This window comes from Streptomyces sp. NPDC001194 (assembly GCF_042896985.1).
Classification (GTDB): Bacteria; Actinomycetota; Actinomycetes; order Streptomycetales; family Streptomycetaceae; genus Streptomyces.
Genome location: NZ_JBIAXU010000018.1, coordinates 39,028 through 58,955, shown reverse-complemented (window position 1 = coordinate 58,955; position 19,928 = coordinate 39,028). Strand labels below are relative to the sequence as shown.

The following is a 19,928-nucleotide window of genomic DNA, read 5'->3' as shown; positions in this document are numbered from 1 at the left end:
AAGCCGATGCGGCTGGGCGCCGTGATCATCACCATGGGCAACCGCCCCGACGAGCTCAAGGCGCTCCTCGACTCGGTCGCCCGCCAGGAGGGCGACCCGGTCGAGGTCGTCGTCGTGGGCCAGGGAGTGCCGGTCACCGGGCTGGAGGGTGTGCTGCCGGGCCTGCGCACCGTCGAGCTGCCCGAGAACCTGGGCATCCCCGGCGGCCGCAACGTCGGCATCGAGGCCTTCGGCCCCGGCGGCGGCGAGATGGACGCCCTGCTCTTCCTCGACGACGACGGGCTGCTGGAGCGCACCGACACCGCCGAGCTGTGCCGGCAGGCCTTCGCCGAGGACCCGGAGCTCGGGATCGTCAGCTTCCGGATCGCCGACCCGGAGTCCGGCGAGACCCAGCGCCGGCACGTGCCCCGGCTGCGCGCCTCCGACCCGATGCGCTCCTCCCGCGTGACCACCTTCCTGGGCGGCGCCAACGCCGTCCGCACGTCGGTGTTCAAGCAGGTCGGAGCGTTGCCCGCGGAGTTCTTCTACGCGCACGAGGAGACCGATCTGGCCTGGCGGGCGCTCGACGCAGGGTGGCTGATCGACTACAGGGCGGACATGGTGCTCCTGCATCCGACCACCGCCCCCTCCCGGCACGCGGTCTACCACCGTATGGTTGCCCGTAACCGGGTGTGGCTCGCCCGCCGCAACCTGCCTGTCCCGCTGGTCCCGGTCTACCTGGGCGTCTGGCTCCTGCTGACGCTGTTGCGCAGGCCGTCGGTGCCGGCGCTCAAGGCCTGGTTCGGTGGGTTCAAGGAGGGATGGACCACCCCCTGCGGTCCCCGGCGCCCCATGAAGTGGCGTACGGTCTGGCGGCTGACCCGGCTGGGCCGACCGCCTGTCATCTGACACGCTCGCGTCTGAGAAAATTCGTGACCCCGGGACGCAAGCGGTCACGGAACATGCATGATCACGGGCCGAGCGCCCCAGGCCCGATGCCACCTTCTGCCGCATCTTGAAGACGGAAAGTTTCAACTTGTGAGTGACACAACCCAGGATGGCGCCCTCGCCACGAGCAAGCCGCCGTCCGAAGACGCTGGGCTGACCCCCGCGGAGCTCGCCAGGAAGTACGGTCTGTCCGTCAGCGGTGCCCGGCCGACCCTGGTCGAGTACGTGCGGCAGCTCTGGGACCGGCGCCACTTCATCATGGCGTTCTCCCGGGCCAAGCTGATGGCCCAGTACAGCGAGGCGAGGCTCGGCCAGATCTGGCAGGTGGCGACCCCGCTGCTCAACGCGCTGGTGTACTACCTGATCTTCGGCCTGATCATGAACGCGGGCCGCGGCATGGAGAAGGGGGTCTACATCCCCTTCCTGGTGACGGGCATCTTCGTCTTCACCTTCACCCAGAGCTCGCTCATGGCGGGAGTCCGGGCCATCCCCGGCAACCTCGGCCTGGTCCGCGCCCTGCACTTCCCGCGCGCCTCCCTGCCGATCTCCTTCTCGATGCAGCAGCTCCAGCAGCTGCTGTACTCGATGATCGTCGTGGTGGTCGTCACGGTCGGCTTCGGCAACTACCCGCGGCTGTCGTGGCTGCTGGTCATCCCGACCCTGGCGCTCCAGTTCGTCTTCAACACCGGCCTCGCGCTGGTCTTCGGGCGGATGGGTTCCAAGACCCCCGACCTCGCGCAGCTGATGCCGTTCATCACGCGTACGTGGATGTACGCCTCGGGCGTCATGTTCTCGATCAGCGGGGCGCTCGAGGACAGGCACGTGCCCGCGTGGGTCACGGACGTGCTCCAGTGGAACCCGGCGGCGATCTACATGGACCTGGTCCGGTTCGCGCTGATCGACGACTACGGCCGGGAGAACCTGCCGCCGCACGTCTGGGCTTTCGCCGTCGGCTGGGCCGTCGTGATCGGCCTCGGCGGTTTCGTGTACTTCTGGAAGGCTGAGGAGCGTTACGGCCGTGGCTGAGATCAACCGGGGCAACGTCCCCACCGTCATCGCCGACGACGTGCACATCGTCTACCGCGTCAACACCGGCAGCTCCGGCAAGGGCAGTGCCACCGCCGCGCTGAGCAAGATAATGCGCCGGGGCAAGGGCGACGCGCCGGGCGTCCGCCGGGTCCACGCCGTGCGCGGCGTGTCCTTCACCGCGTACCGCGGCGAGGCCATCGGCGTCATCGGCTCCAACGGCTCCGGCAAGTCCACCCTGCTGCGGGCCATCGCGGGCCTGCTGCCCTGCGAGTCCGGCAAGGTCTACACCGACGGCCAGCCCTCGCTGCTGGGTGTCAACGCCGCGCTCATGAACGACCTCACCGGCGAGCGCAACGTGGTCCTCGGCGGTCTCGCGATGGGAATGAGCCGCGAGCAGATCCGGGAGCGCTACGACGACATCGTCGACTTCTCGGGCATCAACGACAAGGGCGATTTCATCTCCCTTCCGATGCGCACGTACTCCTCCGGTATGGCGGCGCGCCTGCGCTTTTCCATTGCCGCGGCCAAGGACCACGACGTTCTGATGATCGACGAGGCCCTGGCCACCGGTGACCGCAAGTTCCAGGTGCGTTCCGAGGAGCGCATCCGCGAACTGCGCAAGCACGCCGGAACCGTTTTCCTGGTGAGCCACAACAACAAGTCCATCCGCGACACCTGCAGCCGCGTGCTGTGGCTGGAGAAGGGTGAACTGCTGATGGACGGCCCCACCGAGGAAGTCGTCTCGGCCTACGAGAAGGCGACCAGCGCCTGACCGCGGTCCTCGCCGGCCCCCGTCGCTCCGAGCGGCGGGGGTTTCGGCTTGTCGGCCGACATTCGGTAGCCGAGCGAATACCCGAGAGGCTGCCGCGGCGTTGTACAGCGTAAGCTGGAGCAGTCCTGAATCACGCCAGAGGGGACGATTCCCCGCAGGTGAACGGCCCGGGGTACCCCGGGGAAAGTCCGGCGGCGTGTCCGAAATAGGATGTATTGGGTCGGCAGTGTAGAACGGGAGACGTGACGGCAATGGCTACGGGAATTCTCCGGCCCCCAGGCATTACGGCCGTCCCCCGCGCGGGCGGCGGGCGGTGACCCCCGGGCACGGTATCCGGCCAGGCGGGGACGCGGCCCCCACAGTCCCCGACGCCCGAACCCACGCGTACGCCACCCTCGGCAAGGCACGCTCGGAGAACTTCCCCGTCGCCCCGTCCTTCCTCCCGCGCGCCTGGCGCGACGGGCTCATGGCGGTGTACGGGTACGCCCGCCTCGTCGACGACATCGGCGACGGCGACCTCGCCCCCGGCGGACACGACGCTGTGCTCCTCGGCCTCGACCCGGCCGCGGCGGACGAACCGCTCGCGATGCTCGACGCCCTCGAAGCCGACCTGCACCGTGTTTTCGGCGGTTCCGGCGGTTCCGGCGGTTCCGGCGGCCCGCCGCGCCACCCCCTCCTGCAGGCGCTCCAGCCGGTGGTCCGCGCCCACGGCCTCACCCCCGAGCCCTTCCTCCGGCTCATCGAGGCCAACCGCCAGGACCAGCGCGTCACGCGCTACGCGACGTACGGCGACCTCCTCGCGTACTGCGAACTCTCCGCGAACCCGGTCGGCCGCCTCGTGCTGTCCCTCACCGGCACCGGCACCCCCGAGCGGATCCGCCGCTCCGACGCCGTCTGCACGGCCCTGCAGATCGTCGAACACGTGCAGGACGTGGCGGAGGACCTCGGCCGCGACCGGATCTACCTCCCGGCCGAGGACATGCGCCGCTTCCACGTGGCCGAAACCGACCTCAAGGCACAGCGCGCCGGCGCGTCCGTGCGCTCCCTGGTCGCGTTCGAGGCGGAACGCGCCCGGGACCTCCTGAATGAAGGCACCCCGCTCGTGGGTAGCGTGCACGGCAGACTCCGGCTGCTGCTCGCGGGCTTCGTGGGAGGAGGGCGTGCCGCCCTGCGAGCCGTCACCGCCGCCGGCTTCGACGTACTTCCGGGCCCGCCCAAGCCCACCAGGAGCGGCCTGCTCCGCGAGGTGGCCGCCGTCCTGCGCACAGCGCCGAGAAAGGGGTGAGCCCGACCGTGGAGGGTTCCGCACACACGTCCGCACCGTCCGCAGCGGTCCTGGCGGCGTACAGCTACTGCGAGGCCGTCACCGGTTCCCAGGCGCGCAACTTCGCGTACGGCATCCGGCTGCTGCCCTCCGACAAGCGGCAGGCGATGTCCGCGCTGTACGCGTTCTCCCGGCGCGTCGACGACATCGGCGACGGCATGCTCGCCCCCGAGGCCAAGTTCTCCCGGCTCGAGGAGACCCGCGCCCTGCTCGGCCGGATCCGGGCCGAGGAGGTCGACGAGGACGACACCGACCCGGTGGCCGTCGCCCTCGCCCACGCCGCCCGCCGCTTCCCGATCCCGCTCGGCGGCCTCGACGAGCTCATCGACGGAGTCCTCATGGACGTCCGCGGCGAGACCTACGAGACCTGGGACGACCTCAAGGTCTACTGCCGCTGCGTGGCCGGAGCCATCGGGCGGCTCTCCCTCGGCGTGTTCGGCACCGTGCACACCGGCGGCCTCGGCGCCTCCGACGCCGCGCGCGCCGGCGAGTACGCCGACACCCTCGGCCTCGCCCTCCAGCTCACCAACATCCTGCGCGACGTCCGCGAGGACGCCGCCAACGGGCGTACCTACCTGCCCGCCGAAGACCTCGCCAAGTTCGGCTGCTCGGACGGCTTCGGCAGCGAGCGGCTGCCCGCCGGAGCCGACTTCGCCGGGCTCGTCCACCACGAAGTCCGCCGCGCCCGCGCCCTGTTCGTCGAGGGCTACCGGCTGCTCCCCATGCTCGACCGGCGCAGCGGCGCCTGCGTGGCCGCGATGGCCGGCATCTACCGGCGCCTGCTCGACCGCATCGAGCGCGAGCCCGACGCCGTGCTCCGCGGCCGCGTCTCGCTGCCCCCGCACGAGAAGGCGTACGTCGCCGTGCGGGGCCTCTCCGGCCTCGACGCCCGCACCATCTCCCGCCAGAGCACGCGGAGGCGGAGCTCATGAGCCCCACGCAGACTCCGCGCACCACGGCGCGGACCCCGCGGCCGCACGCCCGCCGGGCAACCCCGGCGGCGCACGCCGCGTCTCACCGTGCGGGCTCCGTCCGGACGGCCGCCCCGGCGGGCAGCCGGCGTACGACGGGGGAGGCCGCATGAGCGCGACCGAACAGCGCGCCGTCGTCATCGGCGGCGGGCTCGCCGGCGTGACGGCCGCGCTCGAACTCGCCGACGCCGGACTGCGGGTGACCCTGCTCGAAGGCCGTCCGCGGCTCGGCGGGCTCGCCTTCTCCTTCAAGCGCGGCGACCTCACCGTCGACAACGGCCAGCACGTCTACCTGCGCTGCTGCACCGCCTACCGGTGGTTCCTCGACCGCGTCGAGGGCGCCGCCCTCGCCCCGGTCCAGGACCGGCTCGACGTACCCGTGCTCGACGTCGCCCACCCCGCCGGCCCGCGCCTGGGCCGGCTGCGCCGCAGCGCCCTGCCCGTACCCCTGCACCTGGCGGGCTCCCTCGCGCGCTACCCGCACCTCTCGCTCGCCGAACGGGCGAGCGTCGGGCGCGCCGCCCTCGCGCTGCGCCGGCTCGACCCCGCCGACCCGGCCCTGGACGGCGTGGACTTCGCGACCTGGCTCGGCCGCCACGGCCAGAGCCCGCGCACCATCGAGGCCCTGTGGGACCTCGTCGGGATCGCCACCCTCAACGCCACCGCCGGCCACTCCTCGCTGGGCCTCGCCGCCATGGTCTTCAAGACCGGCCTGCTCTCCGAGAACGGCGCCGCCGACATCGGCTGGGCCACCGTCCCGCTCGGCGACCTGCACGACACCCTCGCCCGCAAGCAGCTCGACGCGGCCGGCGTACGCACCGAACTGCGCACCCGCGTCACGTGCGTCTCCCGTACGCAGGACGGCAACTGGCGGGTCGACACCGAGGGCGAGTCCCTCGACGCCGGCACGGTCGTCCTCGCCGTCCCGCAGCGCGAGGCGCACGCCCTGCTGCCGCCCGGCGCCCTCGCCGACCCGGACAAGCTCCTCGACATCGGCACCGCGCCGATCCTCAACGTCCACGTCGTCTACGACCGCAAGGTGCTCAAGCAGCCCTTCTTCGCCGCGCTCGGCTCCCCCGTCCAGTGGGTGTTCGACCGCAGCGACGCCTCCGGCCTGGCCGACGGCGGCCAGTACCTGGCGCTGTCCCAGTCGGCCGCCCAGGACGACATCGACGAGCCCGTATCGGTGCTGCGCGCCAAGTACCTGCCCGAGCTGGAACGGCTGCTGCCGGCCGCCCGGGGCGCCAAGGTGCGGGACTTCTTCGTGACCCGGGAGCGGACCGCCACGTTCGCCCCCACCCCCGGCGTCGGCCGGCTGCGCCCCGGGGCGCGGACCGACACGCCGGGCCTCTACCTCGCCGGTGCGTGGACCGCCACCGGTTGGCCCGCGACCATGGAGGGCGCTGTCCGCAGCGGACTGAGCGCGGCACACGCCGCGCTCGCCGCACTCGGCCGCCACCGGGAGCACCCCCTGCAGGAGGCGGCATGACGACCACCAGCACGACCGCAGCAGCACGTACAGGACACAGAGGAGAGCCAGTGAACCCGGGGAATCCGGCTGTCGAGAACACGGACGCCGGCAACGGCGCAGCCGGAGGGGGCGTCGAGAAGGCGGACACGCTCGCACTCCTGGAGCGCGGCCGCGCGCTGTCCACCCCCGTGCTCCGCGCCGCGGTCGACCGGCTCGCGGCGCCCATGGACACCGTCGCCGCGTACCACTTCGGCTGGATCGACGCCCAGGGCAACGCGGCGGACGGCGACGGCGGCAAGGCCGTGCGCCCCGCCCTCGCGCTGCTCTCCGCCGAGGCCGCCGGGGCCTCGGCCGAGGTCGGCATCCCGGGCGCCGTCGCCGTCGAGCTCGTCCACAACTTCTCGCTGCTCCATGACGACCTGATGGACGGCGACGAGCAGCGCCGCCACCGCGACACGGTGTGGAAGGTGCACGGCCCGGCGCTGGCGATCCTGGTCGGCGACGCGCTGTTCGCCCTCGCCAACGAGGTCCTGCTGGAGCTCGGCACCGTCGAGGCCGGCCGCGCCGCGCGCCGCCTGACCACGGCCAGCCGCAAGCTCATCGACGGCCAGGCCCAGGACATCTCCTACGAGCACCGCGAGCGCGTCAGCGTCGAGGAGTGCCTGGAGATGGAGGGCAACAAGACCGGCGCCCTGCTCGCCTGCGCGGTCTCCATCGGCGCCGTCCTCGGCGGCGCGGACGACCGTACGGCCGACAAGCTGGAGGAGTACGGCTACCACCTCGGCCTCGCCTTCCAGGCCGTCGACGACCTCCTCGGCATCTGGGGCGACCCGGAGGCCACCGGCAAGCAGACCTGGAGCGACCTGCGCCAGCGCAAGAAGTCCCTGCCGGTCGTCGCCGCCCTCGCGGCGGGCGGGCCCGCCTGCGAGGAGCTCGCGAAGCTGCTCGCCGCCGACGCCAAGAGCAACGACTTCGAGAACTTCTCGGAGGAGGAGTTCGCGGCGCGCGCCGCGCTCATCGAGGCCGCGGGCGGGCGCGAGTGGACCGCCGAGGAGGCGCGCCGCCAGCACGCGATCGCCATCCGCGCCCTGGACGACGTGGACATGCCGCAGCGGGTCCGCGAACAGCTCGTCGCCCTGGCCGACTTCGTCGTCGTGCGCAAGAGGTGACCGCCACCCGAGCAGGGATATGACGCGCGAGTCGCCGGCCGGCGCCGCCTGACAGCAGCGCCCGGCCGACGGCATACCCCAGCACAGCAGAGGACCACTGCCACGTAAGGGGAAGCCATGACAGCGACGACCGACGGCGCCGGTACCCCCGGCGCCGATCCGGATTTCACCGTGCCGGACACGCTGCGGGGCGCGCAGGAGGCCGCCGCCCGGGCGACCCGGCACCTGCTGGCCCGCCAGGACGCGGCCGGTTGGTGGAAGGGCGATCTGGAGACCAACGTCACCATGGACGCCGAGGACCTGCTGCTGAGGCAGTTCCTCGGGATCCGGGACGAGGCGACCACGCAGGCCGCCGCCCTGTTCATCCGGGGCGAGCAGGGCGTGGACGGCACCTGGGCCACCTTCCACGGCGGACCGCCCGAACTCTCCGCCACCATCGAGGCGTACGTCGCCCTGCGGCTGGCGGGCGACGCGCCCGACGCCCCGCACATGGCCCGCGCCTCGGCCTGGATCCGGGCCCACGGCGGGATCGCCGCCGCCCGCGTCTTCACCCGGATCTGGCTGGCCCTGTTCGGCTGGTGGAGCTGGGACCACCTGCCCGAACTCCCGCCCGAGCTGGTCTTCCTGCCGCCGTGGGTGCCGCTGAACATCTACGACTTCGGCTGCTGGGCCCGCCAGACCATCGTCCCGCTGACCGTGGTCTCGGCGAAGCGGCCCGTCCGCCCGGCCCCGTTCGCCCTCGACGAGCTGCACACCGACGCGCGGCGCCCCTACCCTCCCGCCGTCCGCCCGGCCCCGCTGGCGAGTTGGGAGGGAGTGTTCCAGCGGATGGACAAGGCCCTGCACGCCTACCGCCGGTTCGCCCCGCGCCGGCTGCGCAAGGCCGCGATGGACACCGCCGCCCGCTGGATCATCGAACGCCAGGAGAACGACGGTTGCTGGGGCGGGATCCAGCCACCCGCCGTGTACTCCGTGATCGCCCTGCACCTGCTCGGGTACGACCTCGGACACCCCGTGATGCGGGCCGGACTGGAGTCCCTGGACCGGTTCGCGGTGTGGCGCGAGGACGGCGCCCGGATGATCGAGGCCTGCCAGTCCCCGGTGTGGGACACCTGCCTCGCCGCCATCGCCCTGGCCGACGCGGGCCTGGCGCCCGACCACCCGGCCCTGGTCAAGGCCGCCGACTGGATGCTCGGCGAGGAGATCGTGCGCAGCGGGGACTGGGCGGTGCGCCGTCCCGGACTCGCCCCCGGCGGCTGGGCGTTCGAGTTCCACAACGACACCTACCCCGACATCGACGACACCGCCGAGGTGGTGCTCGCACTGCGCCGGATCAGCCATCCGGAGCAGGCCCGGGTCGAGGCGGCCATCGCCCGCGGGGTGTCGTGGAACCTCGGGATGCAGTCGAGGAACGGCGCCTGGGGCGCCTTCGACGCCGACAACACCAGCCCCTTCCCGAACCGGCTGCCGTTCTGCGACTTCGGCGAGGTGATCGACCCGCCGTCGGCCGACGTCACCGCCCACGTGGTGGAGATGCTCGCCGTGGAGGGCAAGGCGGCCGACCCGCGGACCCGGCGCGGCATCGCCTGGCTGCTCGCCGAACAGGAGCCCTCCGGCGCCTGGTTCGGCCGCTGGGGCACCAACTACGTCTACGGGACCGGCTCGGTGGTCCCGGCCCTGACGGCCGCGGGCTTCGCCCCGGGGCATCCCGCCATCCGGCGGGCCGTGCGCTGGCTGGAATCCGTACAGAACGAGGACGGCGGGTGGGGCGAGGACCAGCGCTCCTACACGGACCCCGAGTGGGCCGGGAAGGGGGCCTCGACCCCCTCGCAGACCGCCTGGGCCCTGATGGCCCTGCTCTCGGCGGGGGAGCGGGACGGCAAGGCCGTCGAGCGGGGCGTCGCGTACCTGGTGGAGACCCAGCGCGGGGACGGCTCCTGGGACGAGCCGTACTTCACCGGCACCGGCTTCCCGTGGGACTTCTCCATCAACTACCACCTGTACCGGCAGGTCTTCCCGCTCACCGCGCTCGGCCGCTATCTGTACGGGGAACCCTTCGCGCCCGGGAGGTCCTGATGGCCGCGGCGAACCGGGCCGAGGGCCCCGGACCGTACGAGCCGCCGGCGCGGGCCGAGCCACCCGCGCAGGCCGGGCCGCCCGCACCGCTGCTGGTCGCCTGCGCGCTGCGCATCGAGCAGGCCGCCCTGCGCAGCGGAGGCGGCCGCGGCGCCGCCCGCCCCGAACCGGGCTACGCCGTGCTGCGTACGGGCATGGGCCCGCGCGCCGCCGAGCGGGCGGTCGGCCGGGCGCTCGCCGAGCCGGGGCTGCGCAGGGCCCCCGTCCTCGCCACCGGGTTCTGCGCCGGGCTGGTCCCCGGCATGAGCCCCGGCGACCTCGTCGTCGCCGAGGAGACCCGGGACCCGCGGGGTACCGTCACGTGCGCCGGCACCGCCCTGCTCGCCGAGGCGCTGGCCCGGGCCGCTCCGGGCCGGACCGTGCACACCGGAGCACTGACCGGATCCGACCACGTCGTCCGCGGCCAGGAACGCGCCGAGCTGCGCGCCACCGGCGCCATCGCGGTCGACATGGAGTCCGCGGCCACCCTGTGGACGGCCACCGGGGCCGCCGACGATGGCTGGAACCGTCCGGTTGCGGCCGTACGGGTGATCGTGGACGCTCCGGAGCATGAGCTCGTCCGCATCGGCACGCTCCGCGGTGGAATATCGGCCTTCCGCGTATTGCGTGCCGTACTGCCCGCGTTTTATGACTGGCACCGTTCTTTGCTGCTCCCCAGGAGGTGAGCCAGATGGCCATGCCACTGCGACAGTCCATCAGGGTCGGGACGTATCTTCTCGAACAGAAGCTCCGCAAGCGTGAGAAGTTCCCGCTGATCGTCGAGCTGGAACCGCTCTACGCCTGCAATCTGGCGTGCGAGGGGTGCGGGAAGATCCAGCACCCGGCGGGCGTGCTCAAGCAGCGCATGCCGGTGGCCCAGGCGGTCGGTGCCGTCCTGGAGTCCGGCGCGCCGATGGTGTCCATCGCGGGCGGCGAGCCCCTGATGCACCCGCAGATCCACGAGATCGTCCGGCAGTTGGTGGCCAAGCGGAAGTACGTGTTCCTGTGCACCAACGCGATGCTGCTGCGCAAGAAGATCGAGAAGTTCACCCCGTCCCCGTACTTCGCCTTCGCGGTGCACATCGACGGGCTGCGCGAACGCCACGACGAGTCGGTGGCCAAGGAGGGCGTCTTCGACGAGGCGGTCGCCGCCATCAAGGAGGCGAAGAAGCGCGGGTTCCGGGTCACCACCAACTCCACCTTCTTCAACACCGACACCCCGCAGACGATCATCGAGGTGCTCAACTACCTCAATGACGACCTCAAGGTCGACGAAATGATGATCTCGCCCGCCTACGCCTACGAAAAGGCCCCCGACCAGGAACACTTCCTGGGGGTCGAGCAGACCCGGGAGCTCTTCAAGAAGGCCTTCGCGGGCGGAAACCGCAGGCGCTGGCGGCTCAACCACTCCCCGCTGTTCCTCGACTTCCTGGAGGGCAAGGCGGATTTCGCCTGCACCGCCTGGGCCATTCCGAATTACTCCCTCTTCGGCTGGCAGCGCCCCTGCTATCTGATGAGCGACGGCTACGTGCCGACGTACCGGGAGCTGATCGAGGAGACCGACTGGAGCAAGTACGGCCGCGGGAAGGACCCGCGCTGCGCGAATTGCATGGCGCACTGCGGCTACGAGCCCACCGCCGTCCTCGCCACGATGGGCTCCCTCAAGGAATCCCTGCGCGCCGCCCGCGAGACGGTCACGGGGAACCGGGAGAAGCAGTGACCGGCTTCGACCTCCGCGCCCTGCTGGACGAGCGGGGCGGGGAACGGTACGAGCTCCACACGCGCCACCTCAACCACCAGCTGCCCCGGATGCTGCACACGATCGGCTTCGACAAGGTCTACGTACGGGCCGAGGGCGCGCACTTCTGGGACGCCGAGGGCAACGACTACCTGGACATGCTGGCCGGGTTCGGGGTCATGGGGCTGGGCCGCCACCACCCGGTCGTCCGCCGGGCGCTGCACGACGTACTGGACGCGCAGCTCGCCGACCTGACCCGCTTCGACTGCCAGCCGCTGCCCGGGCTGCTGGCGGAGAAGCTGCTCTCGTACAGCCCGCACCTGGACCGGGTCTTCTTCGGCAACAGCGGCACCGAGGCGGTGGAGACGGCCCTGAAGTTCGCTCGCTACGCCACGGGGCGGCCGAGGGTCCTCTACTGCGACCACGCCTTCCACGGCCTGACGACGGGCTCGCTGTCGGTCAACGGGGAGGGCGGGTTCCGGGACGGGTTCGCGCCGCTGCTGCCCGACACGAAGATCGCCCTCGGGGACCTCGCGGCCCTGGAGCGGGAACTGAAACGGGGCGACGTCGCCGCCTTCGTCGTGGAGCCGATCCAGGGCAAGGGGGTGCTCGCGGCCCCGCCGGGATTCCTGCGGGCGGCGCAGGAGCTGCTGCACCGCCACAAGGCCCTGCTGATCGCGGACGAGGTGCAGACGGGCCTCGGCCGGACCGGTGACTTCTACGCGTACCAGCACGAGACGGGCGTGGAGCCGGACCTGGTGTGCGTGGCCAAGGCCCTTTCGGGCGGTTACGTACCGGTGGGTGCGACCCTGGGCAAGGACTGGATCTTCAAGAAGGTCTACTCGTCGATGGACCGGGTGCTCGTGCACTCCGCCAGCTTCGGCTCCAACGCGCAGGCGATGGCGGCCGGGCTGGCGGTGCTCTCCGTCATGGAGGACGAGTCGGTGGTCGCGAACGCGCGCGCCATGGGCGACCTGCTGCGCGGGCGGCTCGCGGCGCTCGTGGACGAGTACGAGCTGCTCCACGAGGTGCGCGGGCGCGGCCTGATGATCGGCATCGAGTTCGGGCGGCCGTCCTCGCTCGGGCTGCGCAGCCGGTGGACCATGCTCCAGGCGGCCCGCAAGGGGCTCTTCGCGCAGATGGTCGTGGTGCCGCTGCTGCAGAAGCACCGGATCCTGACGCAGGTGTCGGGCGACCACCTGGAGGTCATCAAGCTCATCCCGCCGCTGATCGTGGACGAAGGGGACGTCGACCGGTTCGTCGCGGCCTTCCGCGAGGTCATGGACGAGGCGCACGGCGGGGGCGCCCTGATGTGGGACTTCGGCAGGACCCTGGTGAAGCAGGCCGTCGGCGGAGGCTGACGGCCCGCTTCCCGTCGGGGGCCGGCTCAGTCGAGCAGCCGGTCCCGCAGCCGGCCGAGGGTCTCGGGCGTGAGTCCGAGGCCCTCGGCGAGGTACCGGTCGACCCCGCCCCAGTGTCCGTCGATGGCGTCGAAGGCGGCCGCCAGGTACTCGGCGCGGGCGTCGAACAGCGGCGAGAGCAGCTCCATCACCTCGGGGGAGCGGGCCTCGGGCGCATCGCTGCCGCGGCGCACGCGGTAGCGGCGGTGCGGGGCGTTGGACTCCAGGTAGTCCGCCACGATCGCCTCCCGCCCGACGCCCAGCGCGAGCAGGGTGACGGCGATCGACAGGCCGGCCCGGTCCTTGCCGGCCGCGCAGTGCATGAGCGCCGGAACGCTGTCCTCGGCGAGGGCGCGCAGGACCCGGCCGTGCTCGGCGGTGCGCTCCTCGATCATCGTGCGGTACGAGTTGGCCATCCGGGCGGCGGCTTTTCCGTCGCCGAGGAGCCCGCGGAGCTGCTCGACGTCGCCGTCGCGGACCATCTTCCAGAATTCCCTCCCGTCGGCCGGATCCGACAGCGGGATGTTGACGTTCCGAACGCCGGGGAGCTCGACGTCGGCCCCCTCCAAAGCGTGGTCGGCGTTGTTGCGGAAATCGAAGATGGTGTGCAGGCCGAGCGACTCGAGGAACTCTGCATCGGTTTCGGTGGCATGTGCCAGATGTCCGCTACGGAACAGTTTTCCCGGCTTGACCCTCCGCCCGTCGGCGGTCGGGAGGCCGCCCACGTCACGGAAGTTGCGCACTCCCGAGAGCTCGGGCTCCGGTACGGGCTCCGTCCGCGGGGGCCGGGGTATCTGCTGGGTCACGGGAACTCCTCCGCATCGTCGTGGTGTGCCCGAATTACACTACTTGGGGCCAACTTGCCATAACCGGAGGCGAGATCGGGCGGGGCCCCGTGAGCCAGATCATACGGTGACCGTGAGTGCCTGATCGTCAAAGCCGAATGGCCCGGCCGGAGGGGTTGTTGGCGCGGCGGAATGGACGGAGGGTGACCGGAATTCCGGCGGATTCCCGGTTCTGTGAATCCGTCAGGAAATTCGTGGCTTGTTCGGTGTGGCTCAACTCGATTACCTTCGCGATCGATCCGGATGGACCGCCGAATCCTGCCGCCGTCCGGAAACCGCACCCGACTATTCACGCGCGCGGCAGGAGCGGGGGAACCAGGTAGGCCGCTGTTCCCGATCATTCGCATCGGAACAGCTCGGGGTGAAGCCGTTCATGTTCTGTTCACGGACGGCCGGACATCTCCAGTCCGAACCCGACAGCTCACCTCGCAGGCGACGGAGAGGAATTCGCCATGCCTGCAAAGGGTAAGCACCGACGTCCCAAGTCCCGTTCCGTGGCGCGCGGCTTCGCCGTCGCGGGCACCGGCGGTGCGGCCCTCGCGCTGCCGCTGCTGGGTGCCGCCGGCGCCCAGGCGGCCGGAGCCCCGGCCGGCGCACCCGCGGCCGCACCCGTGCAGGCGCCGCAGCTTCCGGCGGCGCCGCAGGCCGCGCCGGCCGCCGTCGCGCAGGGCTCGCCCGCCACTTCGGCCGTCTACACCGTCGTGCCGGGGGACTACCTCTCCAAGATCGCCCAGGACCGCCACCTCTCGGGCGGCTGGCAGCAGCTGTACGCCGACAACCGCGAGGCCGTCGGCGCCGACCCCTCCCTGATCCACCCCGGGCTGAAGCTGACCCTCGACGCGAAGGGCGCGGCGGCCCCGGCTCCCGCGCAGAAGGCGGCCCCGGCCCCGGCGAAGAAGTCCTCGGCCGCGGACCCGGCCGCAGGATCGGCCTCGAAGGGGAAGGGCTCCGCGGACGCCGCGGCGGCCCCCGCCCCCGCCGCCGCTCCCGCCAAGAAGAGCACCGCCGCCAAGTCCGCCGCCGCGGTGAGCGCCGCGGGCTTCGTCGCCCCCGTCGGCGGTGGCGGCATCTCCACCCAGTACAAGACCCCCGGCGCCATGTGGTCCAGCGGCTACCACACCGGTGTCGACTTCATCGCGAGCTCCGGCACCACCGTCCGCGCCGTCGGCGCGGGCACGGTGGTCTCCGCGGGCTGGGGCGGTGCGTACGGCAACGAGGTCGTCATCCGGCACGCGGACGGCAAGTACTCCCAGTACGGCCACCTGTCCCAGCTCTCCGTCTCGGTCGGCCAGAGCGTCACCGGCGGCCAGACCATCGGCCTCTCCGGTTCCACCGGCAACTCGACCGGCCCGCACCTGCACTTCGAGATCCGCACCGGGCCGTCCTACGGCTCGGACATCGACCCGCTGGCCTACCTCCGCTCGAAGGGCGTGAGCATCTGACGGCTCCCGCCGTCGGAGAGGCGGCCGGACCCGTGAGGCCGGGACCCGAGGGGGGTCCCGGCCTCACGCACTGTTATTCCGTACCGACCAGGTGGTATAGATCACGGGCCGTCAACCCCTGCCTACGGTGGCGTAGGTCACGCACCGGGGTGAAGGATGTGTTCTCGTGGCAGCGACGACGACGACACTCAAGACCATCGGCTCGTACGCGGCGATCGGGGACAGCTTCACCGAGGGCGTGGGGGACCCGGGACCCGGGGGGACCTTTCTCGGCTGGGCGGACCGGCTGGCCGTACTCCTGGCCGATCAGCGCGAGGAAAACGAGTTCCGGTACGCGAACCTGGCCGTGCGGGGACGCCTCCTCGACCAGATCGTGGCCGAGCAGGTCCCCCGCGCCAAGGAGCTCGCACCGGACCTGGTGAGCTTCTGCGCGGGCGGCAACGACATCATCCGGCCCGGCAGCGACCCGGACGACGCGGCCGAGCGGTTCGAGGCGGCGGTCGCCGACCTCTCCGGGGCCGTCGGCCAGGTCATGATCACCACGGGCTTCGACACCCGGGGCGTCCCGGTCCTCAAGCACCTGCGGGGCAAGATCGCGACGTACAACGCGCACGTGCGCGCCATCGCCGACCGGTACGACTGCCCGGTGCTCGACCTCTGGTCGCTGAAGTCCGTACAGGACCGGCGGGCCTGGGACGACGACCGGCTGCACCTCTCACCGGAGGGGCACACCCGGGTCGCGCTGCGCGCCGCCCAGGTGCTGGGGCTGGAGGTGCCGACCGATCCCGACCAGCCGTGGCCGCCCCAACAGCCGCGCGGCTCGGTGGACGTGACCCGGGACAACATCCAGTGGGCGCGGGAGTACCTGGTGCCGTGGATCGGGCGGCGGCTGCGCGGGGAGTCCTCGGGGGACCACGTGGAGGCGAAGCGTCCGGACCTGCTGCCGCTGTAGCGCGCGGGGGCGGGGCGGGGGAACGGTCCGGCGGGAGTGGGGGCCGTGGTGGGGGCCGGCCGCGAGGGCGCCCCGGAGGCGGCGAGCGGGGCGGTCGTGCAGGCGGCGCGAGAACGGGGGCGCGCGGCGGAATCCTTCGGGGCCGGTGCGCGTTGGCATGGTGGTAGACCGGTATTCCGTACGGCCTCACGACCATCCGCCCCACCCTCCCAGGAGGCGCTTTGACCGGCTCCCGTCCCCTGCGTCCCCGGCTGCGCGCCCTGCGGCCCGAAGCCTTCGGCGCGGATCCGTCCGGCGCCCGCCTGGAGCGGATCCGGCGCTCGCCGAACTTCGCCGACGGCGTCTTCCAGAACCCGGTCGGGGCCCGGACCAGGCCTTCCGGCTCCATGATGGAGTTCGCCAAGATCTACTTCCACAAGGAGCAGCGGACCCGGCGCAACCCCGGCGCGCCGATCCCCGTGTATCCGACGACCCTCGCCGAGCTGGCGAAGCCGCCGGTGAGCGGGTTGCGCCTGACCTGGATGGGGCACTCGGGCGTGCTCGCGGAGATCGACGGGCGGCGGGTGCTGTTCGACCCGGTGTGGGGTGAGCGGTGCTCCCCGTTCCCGTTCGCCGGTCCCAAGCGGCTGCACCCCGCGCCGGTACCGCTGGCCTCGCTGGGGCCGGTCGACGTCGTGGTGATCTCGCACGACCACTACGACCACCTCGACCTGCCGACGATCAAGGAGCTGGCCGGGACGGACACGGTCTTCGCCGTGCCGCTCGGCGTGGGCGCCCACCTCGAGCGCTGGGGCGTGTCACCGGACCGGCTGCGCGAGCTCGACTGGAACGAGGCCACGGAGGTAGCCGGGCTCTCGCTCACCGCGACCCCCGCACGGCACTTCTGCGGTCGGGGCCTGCGCAACCAGCAGAACACCCTGTGGGCCTCGTGGGTGGTCGCGGGTGACGAGCACCGGATCTTCCACAGCGGCGACACCGGGTACTTCCCCGGGTTCGCGGAGATCGGCGCGGCGCACGGCCCCTTCGACGCCACCATGATCCAGATCGGTGCGTACTCGGAGTACTGGCCCGACATCCACATGACTCCCGAGGAGGGCATGCAGGCCCACCTCGACCTCCAGGGCGGGATCCCGCACGGCACGATGCTGCCGATCCACTGGGGCACCTTCAACCTGGCGCTGCACCCGTGGGACGAGCCGGGCGAGGGCACCGTGGCCGCCGCGGAGGCCACCGGGGCGGCGATCGCGCTGCCGATCCCGGGCCAGCCGTTCGAGCCGGGCGACGCGGACGCCCCGAGCGAGGCGTGGTGGCGCCCGTTCGTGGCCTCGGCCCCGCCCGTACCGCCGGCGTCCTCCCGGCCGGTCACCGCCGCGCGTCCCGCGGCCGCCGCGCACGAAGAACCGGAGGCCGTCGGCTCGTAGGCGGTGTTCCGGCAGCCGGGGGTGGTGCGCCCCCGGCAGGGCCGCCGCGCGTGCGCGCCCCGGCGGATTCGGGCTGTCGTACGAGCGCTCCACCGGGAGCGGGAAGCACCCCGCCGAAGTTCCCCAACTGGCTGTCAGCGGCGGGATTGTGCGGTCTAGCGTGGGTATCCGGTGATCAACACCGTGATCCACACCGGGCCCCGGCACCTCGGGGGCCCGGGCCCCACGTAGAGGACGCCGATGTCCGGACTCCGCGCCGCCCGCCACGCCCCGTCGAGACACGCCGCCACCGGTCCCGTCCGGCAGATACGCCCCCAGCTGGTCCGCGCGGCCCTGCTGCCCACGCTCGCCGCCGGGCTCAGCGGGGCCGCCGCGGTGATCTTCACCCTCCAGCTGGGCGGCGGCGCGGGGGAGCGGGACGCCCGGCTGTGGCCGGTCCTCGCGGGTTGCGCGCTGCTCGTCGTCGGAGCGCTCACCGCCGCCCTCCTCGGGGCGCAGCGCTCCGCCAAGGCCGTCCGGGACCGCTGCGAGGCCCTGCGCCGCTCCAGCGTGCGCGGACGCCAGGAGCTGCGGACGGCCGCCGAACGGCTGGAGCGGGGCGAGCCGCCGGTACGCCCCGTCCGCGGCGGCCCGACGGCGCCGCCGCCCGGCACCGACGCGGACCGGGTGGACGAGTTCTGGCTGCTCTCCCAGGAGCTGCGCGGCGCCCGCGAACACGCGCACACAACCCTCGTGCGGCTGGCCGGCCCGGCCGCGCCGTCCGACAGCGACCGCAAGGTGGAGGTCTTCGTCAACCTCGCGCGCCGGCTCCAGTCCCTCGTGCACCGGGAGATCTCGCTGCTCGACGAGATGGAGGACACGGTCGAGGACCCCGACCTCCTCAAGGAGCTCTTCCACGTCGACCACCTCGCCACCCGGATCCGCCGCCACGCCGAGAACCTGGCCGTGCTCGGCGGCGCCGCCTCCCGGCGCCAGTGGACCCGGCCCATCGACCTGAGCGAGGTGCTCCGCTCCTCCGTCGCGGAGGTCGAGCAGTACACGCGGGTCAAGGTGGTGCCCCCGGCGGGCGGCACCGTACGGGGCCACGCCGTCGCCGACGTCGTGCACCTGCTGGCCGAACTGGTCGAGAACGCCACGGTGTTCTCCGCCCCCGACACCGACGTGGTGCTGCGCGCCGAGCGGGTCACCGCGGGCATCGCCGTCGAGGTGGAGGACCGCGGGCTGGGCATGTCGGCCGCGGAGCAGCACCGCATGAACGCGCTGCTCGTCGACCCCGACCAGGTCAGCGTCCGCCACCTGCTCGCCGACGGGCGGATCGGCCTGTTCGTGGTGTCGGCGCTGGCCCGGCGGCACGGGATCGCCGTCGAGCTCAAGTCCAACATCTACGGCGGCGTGCTCGCGGTGCTGGTGCTGCCGCAGGAGCTGCTGGGGGCGGAGGCGCCGAGCGCCGCCGATGCGCTCGGGGGCTCCCGGGCCACCTCGTGGGGGACCGGCGACGGGGGCGCGATGCCCCCGCTGGAGCCCGTACGGGTGGCGGTGCCGCAGCCGATGCCGCAGCCCCGGGCACCGCGGGCACCGCAGGCACCGCGGGCGCCGGAGCCGGCCGCGCGGGCCTGGGCGGCCCCGCCGCCCGCGCCCGTACCGCCCGTACCGCCGGCCACGGTGGTGGCCTCCGTACCGTCCGCCAGGACGGATCCCGACCGGCCGATCCTGCCCCGGCGACGGGCCCAGCACCACGTCGCCCCGCAGCTGCGGGACGCCCCCGCCCCGAGGCCGGCCGACACACCCGAACAACCCGTGCACGACCCGGGCCTGATGGCCGCCTTCCAACGGGGCTTCGGCCTCGCCCAGTCGGAGAACCAGCCATGACCCCGACCTCTCACCTCGGCAAGGAGCGCACCACCATGGGCGGCGAAGCGGCGACGAAGACCAGTCGGCTCTCGGACCTGGACTGGCTGCTCAGCGGCCTGGTCCAGCGGGTCCCCTACACGCGCAGCGCGGTCCTCCTCACCGCCGACGGCCTCGTCAGCTGCGTCCACGGCCTCGACAGCGACAGCGCCGACCACCTGGCGGCCCTGGCCTCCGGGCTGTACTCGCTCGGGCGGAGCGCCGGATCCCGGTTCGGGGGCGGGGCGGAGGTCCGGCAGGTGGTGGTCGAGCTCGACACCGCACTCGTCTTCGTGTCGGCCGCCGGGGTGGGCACCTGCCTCGCGGTCCTGGCCGACCGGGAGGCCGACGCGGGTGTGCTCGGCTATGAGATGGCGATGCTGGTCAAGAGCGTCCGGCCGTACCTCGCGGCCCCCCCGCGGCGACCCGTCGGCGACCCGGAGTGATGCGCGCCCGCGCCGCGTA

At 72.6% G+C, this 19,928-nt stretch carries 17 protein-coding genes and 1 riboswitch; of the genes, 16 read left to right on the top strand and 1 reads right to left on the bottom strand.

What is annotated here, in order from left to right; genetic code table 11:
- Nucleotides 1–6 precede the first annotated feature (6 nt).
- The 11 genes from ACFY1T_RS28365 to ACFY1T_RS28315 all read left to right on the top strand — a co-directional run bounded on the left by ACFY1T_RS28365 (nucleotide 7) and on the right by ACFY1T_RS28315 (nucleotide 12,877).
- Complete coding sequence (locus ACFY1T_RS28365; RefSeq protein ID WP_390790759.1) at nucleotides 7–888, top strand: glycosyltransferase family 2 protein; 882 nt, start codon at nucleotides 7–9, stop codon at nucleotides 886–888.
- Between the two features lie 129 nt (nucleotides 889–1,017).
- Complete coding sequence (locus ACFY1T_RS28360; RefSeq protein WP_030870813.1) at nucleotides 1,018–1,953, top strand: ABC transporter permease; 936 nt, start codon at nucleotides 1,018–1,020, stop codon at nucleotides 1,951–1,953.
- Entirely contained in the window at nucleotides 1,946–2,728 is a 783-nt protein-coding gene (locus ACFY1T_RS28355) for an ABC transporter ATP-binding protein (RefSeq protein ID WP_053689220.1), read from the top strand. The genes ACFY1T_RS28360 and ACFY1T_RS28355 overlap by 8 nt, the downstream gene beginning before the upstream one ends.
- 331 nt (nucleotides 2,729–3,059) lie before the next feature.
- The gene (gene hpnC, locus ACFY1T_RS28350; RefSeq protein ID WP_390790758.1) at nucleotides 3,060–4,013 is read left to right on the top strand and encodes a squalene synthase HpnC; all 954 of its coding nucleotides are present in this window, start codon (nucleotides 3,060–3,062) and stop codon (nucleotides 4,011–4,013) included.
- Entirely contained in the window at nucleotides 4,010–4,984 is a 975-nt protein-coding gene (gene hpnD / locus ACFY1T_RS28345; protein ID WP_390790667.1) for a presqualene diphosphate synthase HpnD, read from the top strand. Before hpnC ends, hpnD begins: the two co-directional genes overlap by 4 nt.
- 148 nt (nucleotides 4,985–5,132) lie before the next feature.
- The gene (gene hpnE, locus ACFY1T_RS28340) at nucleotides 5,133–6,512 is read left to right on the top strand and encodes a hydroxysqualene dehydroxylase HpnE (protein ID WP_390790666.1); all 1,380 of its coding nucleotides are present in this window, start codon (nucleotides 5,133–5,135) and stop codon (nucleotides 6,510–6,512) included.
- A 50-nt stretch (nucleotides 6,513–6,562) separates the two neighbouring features.
- On the top strand, nucleotides 6,563–7,663 hold the full coding sequence (locus tag ACFY1T_RS28335; protein WP_372481390.1) for a polyprenyl synthetase family protein: 1,101 nt from the start codon (nucleotides 6,563–6,565) through the stop codon (nucleotides 7,661–7,663).
- Between the two features lie 117 nt (nucleotides 7,664–7,780).
- Nucleotides 7,781–9,739 carry a squalene--hopene cyclase gene (gene shc, locus ACFY1T_RS28330; protein WP_390790665.1) on the top strand — a complete coding sequence of 653 codons (1,959 nt, stop codon included), beginning with the start codon at nucleotides 7,781–7,783 and terminating at the stop codon, nucleotides 9,737–9,739.
- The gene (locus tag ACFY1T_RS28325; RefSeq protein ID WP_390790664.1) at nucleotides 9,739–10,464 is read left to right on the top strand and encodes a 1-hydroxy-2-methyl-2-butenyl 4-diphosphate reductase; all 726 of its coding nucleotides are present in this window, start codon (nucleotides 9,739–9,741) and stop codon (nucleotides 10,462–10,464) included. The genes shc and ACFY1T_RS28325 overlap by 1 nt, the downstream gene beginning before the upstream one ends.
- Nucleotides 10,465–10,469: 5 nt before the next feature.
- Nucleotides 10,470–11,498 carry an adenosyl-hopene transferase HpnH gene (hpnH, locus tag ACFY1T_RS28320; protein ID WP_390790663.1) on the top strand — a complete coding sequence of 343 codons (1,029 nt, stop codon included), beginning with the start codon at nucleotides 10,470–10,472 and terminating at the stop codon, nucleotides 11,496–11,498.
- Nucleotides 11,495–12,877 (top strand): aspartate aminotransferase family protein, encoded by a 1,383-nt coding sequence (locus ACFY1T_RS28315; RefSeq protein WP_390790662.1) that lies wholly within the window; start codon nucleotides 11,495–11,497, stop codon nucleotides 12,875–12,877. The genes hpnH and ACFY1T_RS28315 overlap by 4 nt, the downstream gene beginning before the upstream one ends.
- 26 nt (nucleotides 12,878–12,903) lie before the next feature.
- Here the strand turns inward: ACFY1T_RS28315 and ACFY1T_RS28310 are convergent, their stop codons facing one another.
- Entirely contained in the window at nucleotides 12,904–13,722 is an 819-nt protein-coding gene (locus ACFY1T_RS28310) for a tyrosine-protein phosphatase (protein WP_390790661.1), read from the bottom strand.
- A 278-nt stretch (nucleotides 13,723–14,000) separates the two neighbouring features.
- Nucleotides 14,001–14,209: riboswitch (cyclic di-AMP (ydaO/yuaA leader) on the top strand.
- Nucleotides 14,210–14,213: 4 nt separating this feature from the next.
- Here ACFY1T_RS28310 and ACFY1T_RS28305 point away from each other — a divergent pair.
- The 5 genes from ACFY1T_RS28305 to ACFY1T_RS28285 all read left to right on the top strand — a co-directional run bounded on the left by ACFY1T_RS28305 (nucleotide 14,214) and on the right by ACFY1T_RS28285 (nucleotide 19,909).
- A complete protein-coding gene (locus tag ACFY1T_RS28305) occupies nucleotides 14,214–15,203 on the top strand; it encodes a peptidoglycan DD-metalloendopeptidase family protein (protein ID WP_390790660.1) in 990 nt (329 codons plus the stop codon).
- Between the two features lie 166 nt (nucleotides 15,204–15,369).
- The gene (locus ACFY1T_RS28300; protein WP_385989505.1) at nucleotides 15,370–16,155 is read left to right on the top strand and encodes an SGNH/GDSL hydrolase family protein; all 786 of its coding nucleotides are present in this window, start codon (nucleotides 15,370–15,372) and stop codon (nucleotides 16,153–16,155) included.
- Between the two features lie 221 nt (nucleotides 16,156–16,376).
- On the top strand, nucleotides 16,377–17,576 hold the full coding sequence (locus ACFY1T_RS28295; protein ID WP_390790659.1) for an MBL fold metallo-hydrolase: 1,200 nt from the start codon (nucleotides 16,377–16,379) through the stop codon (nucleotides 17,574–17,576).
- A 240-nt stretch (nucleotides 17,577–17,816) separates the two neighbouring features.
- Complete coding sequence (locus ACFY1T_RS28290; RefSeq protein ID WP_390790658.1) at nucleotides 17,817–19,445, top strand: sensor histidine kinase; 1,629 nt, start codon at nucleotides 17,817–17,819, stop codon at nucleotides 19,443–19,445.
- A gap of 35 nt (nucleotides 19,446–19,480) precedes the next feature.
- Nucleotides 19,481–19,909, top strand: coding sequence for a roadblock/LC7 domain-containing protein (locus tag ACFY1T_RS28285; RefSeq protein WP_229344872.1), 429 nt, complete (start codon nucleotides 19,481–19,483; stop codon nucleotides 19,907–19,909).
- Nucleotides 19,910–19,928: the final 19 nt, after the last annotated feature.

Coding starts and splice junctions, on each gene's coding strand:
- ACFY1T_RS28305 (WP_390790660.1), top strand. CDS start 14,214: ATGCCTGCAAAGGGTAAGCACCGACGTCCCAAGTCCCGTTCCGTGGCG.
- hpnE (WP_390790666.1), top strand. CDS start 5,133: ATGAGCGCGACCGAACAGCGCGCCGTCGTCATCGGCGGCGGGCTCGCC.
- ACFY1T_RS28325 (WP_390790664.1), top strand. CDS start 9,739: ATGGCCGCGGCGAACCGGGCCGAGGGCCCCGGACCGTACGAGCCGCCG.
- hpnH (WP_390790663.1), top strand. CDS start 10,470: ATGGCCATGCCACTGCGACAGTCCATCAGGGTCGGGACGTATCTTCTC.
- ACFY1T_RS28290 (WP_390790658.1), top strand. CDS start 17,817: ATGTCCGGACTCCGCGCCGCCCGCCACGCCCCGTCGAGACACGCCGCC.
- ACFY1T_RS28365 (WP_390790759.1), top strand. CDS start 7: ATGCGGCTGGGCGCCGTGATCATCACCATGGGCAACCGCCCCGACGAG.
- shc (WP_390790665.1), top strand. CDS start 7,781: ATGACAGCGACGACCGACGGCGCCGGTACCCCCGGCGCCGATCCGGAT.
- ACFY1T_RS28285 (WP_229344872.1), top strand. CDS start 19,481: ATGGGCGGCGAAGCGGCGACGAAGACCAGTCGGCTCTCGGACCTGGAC.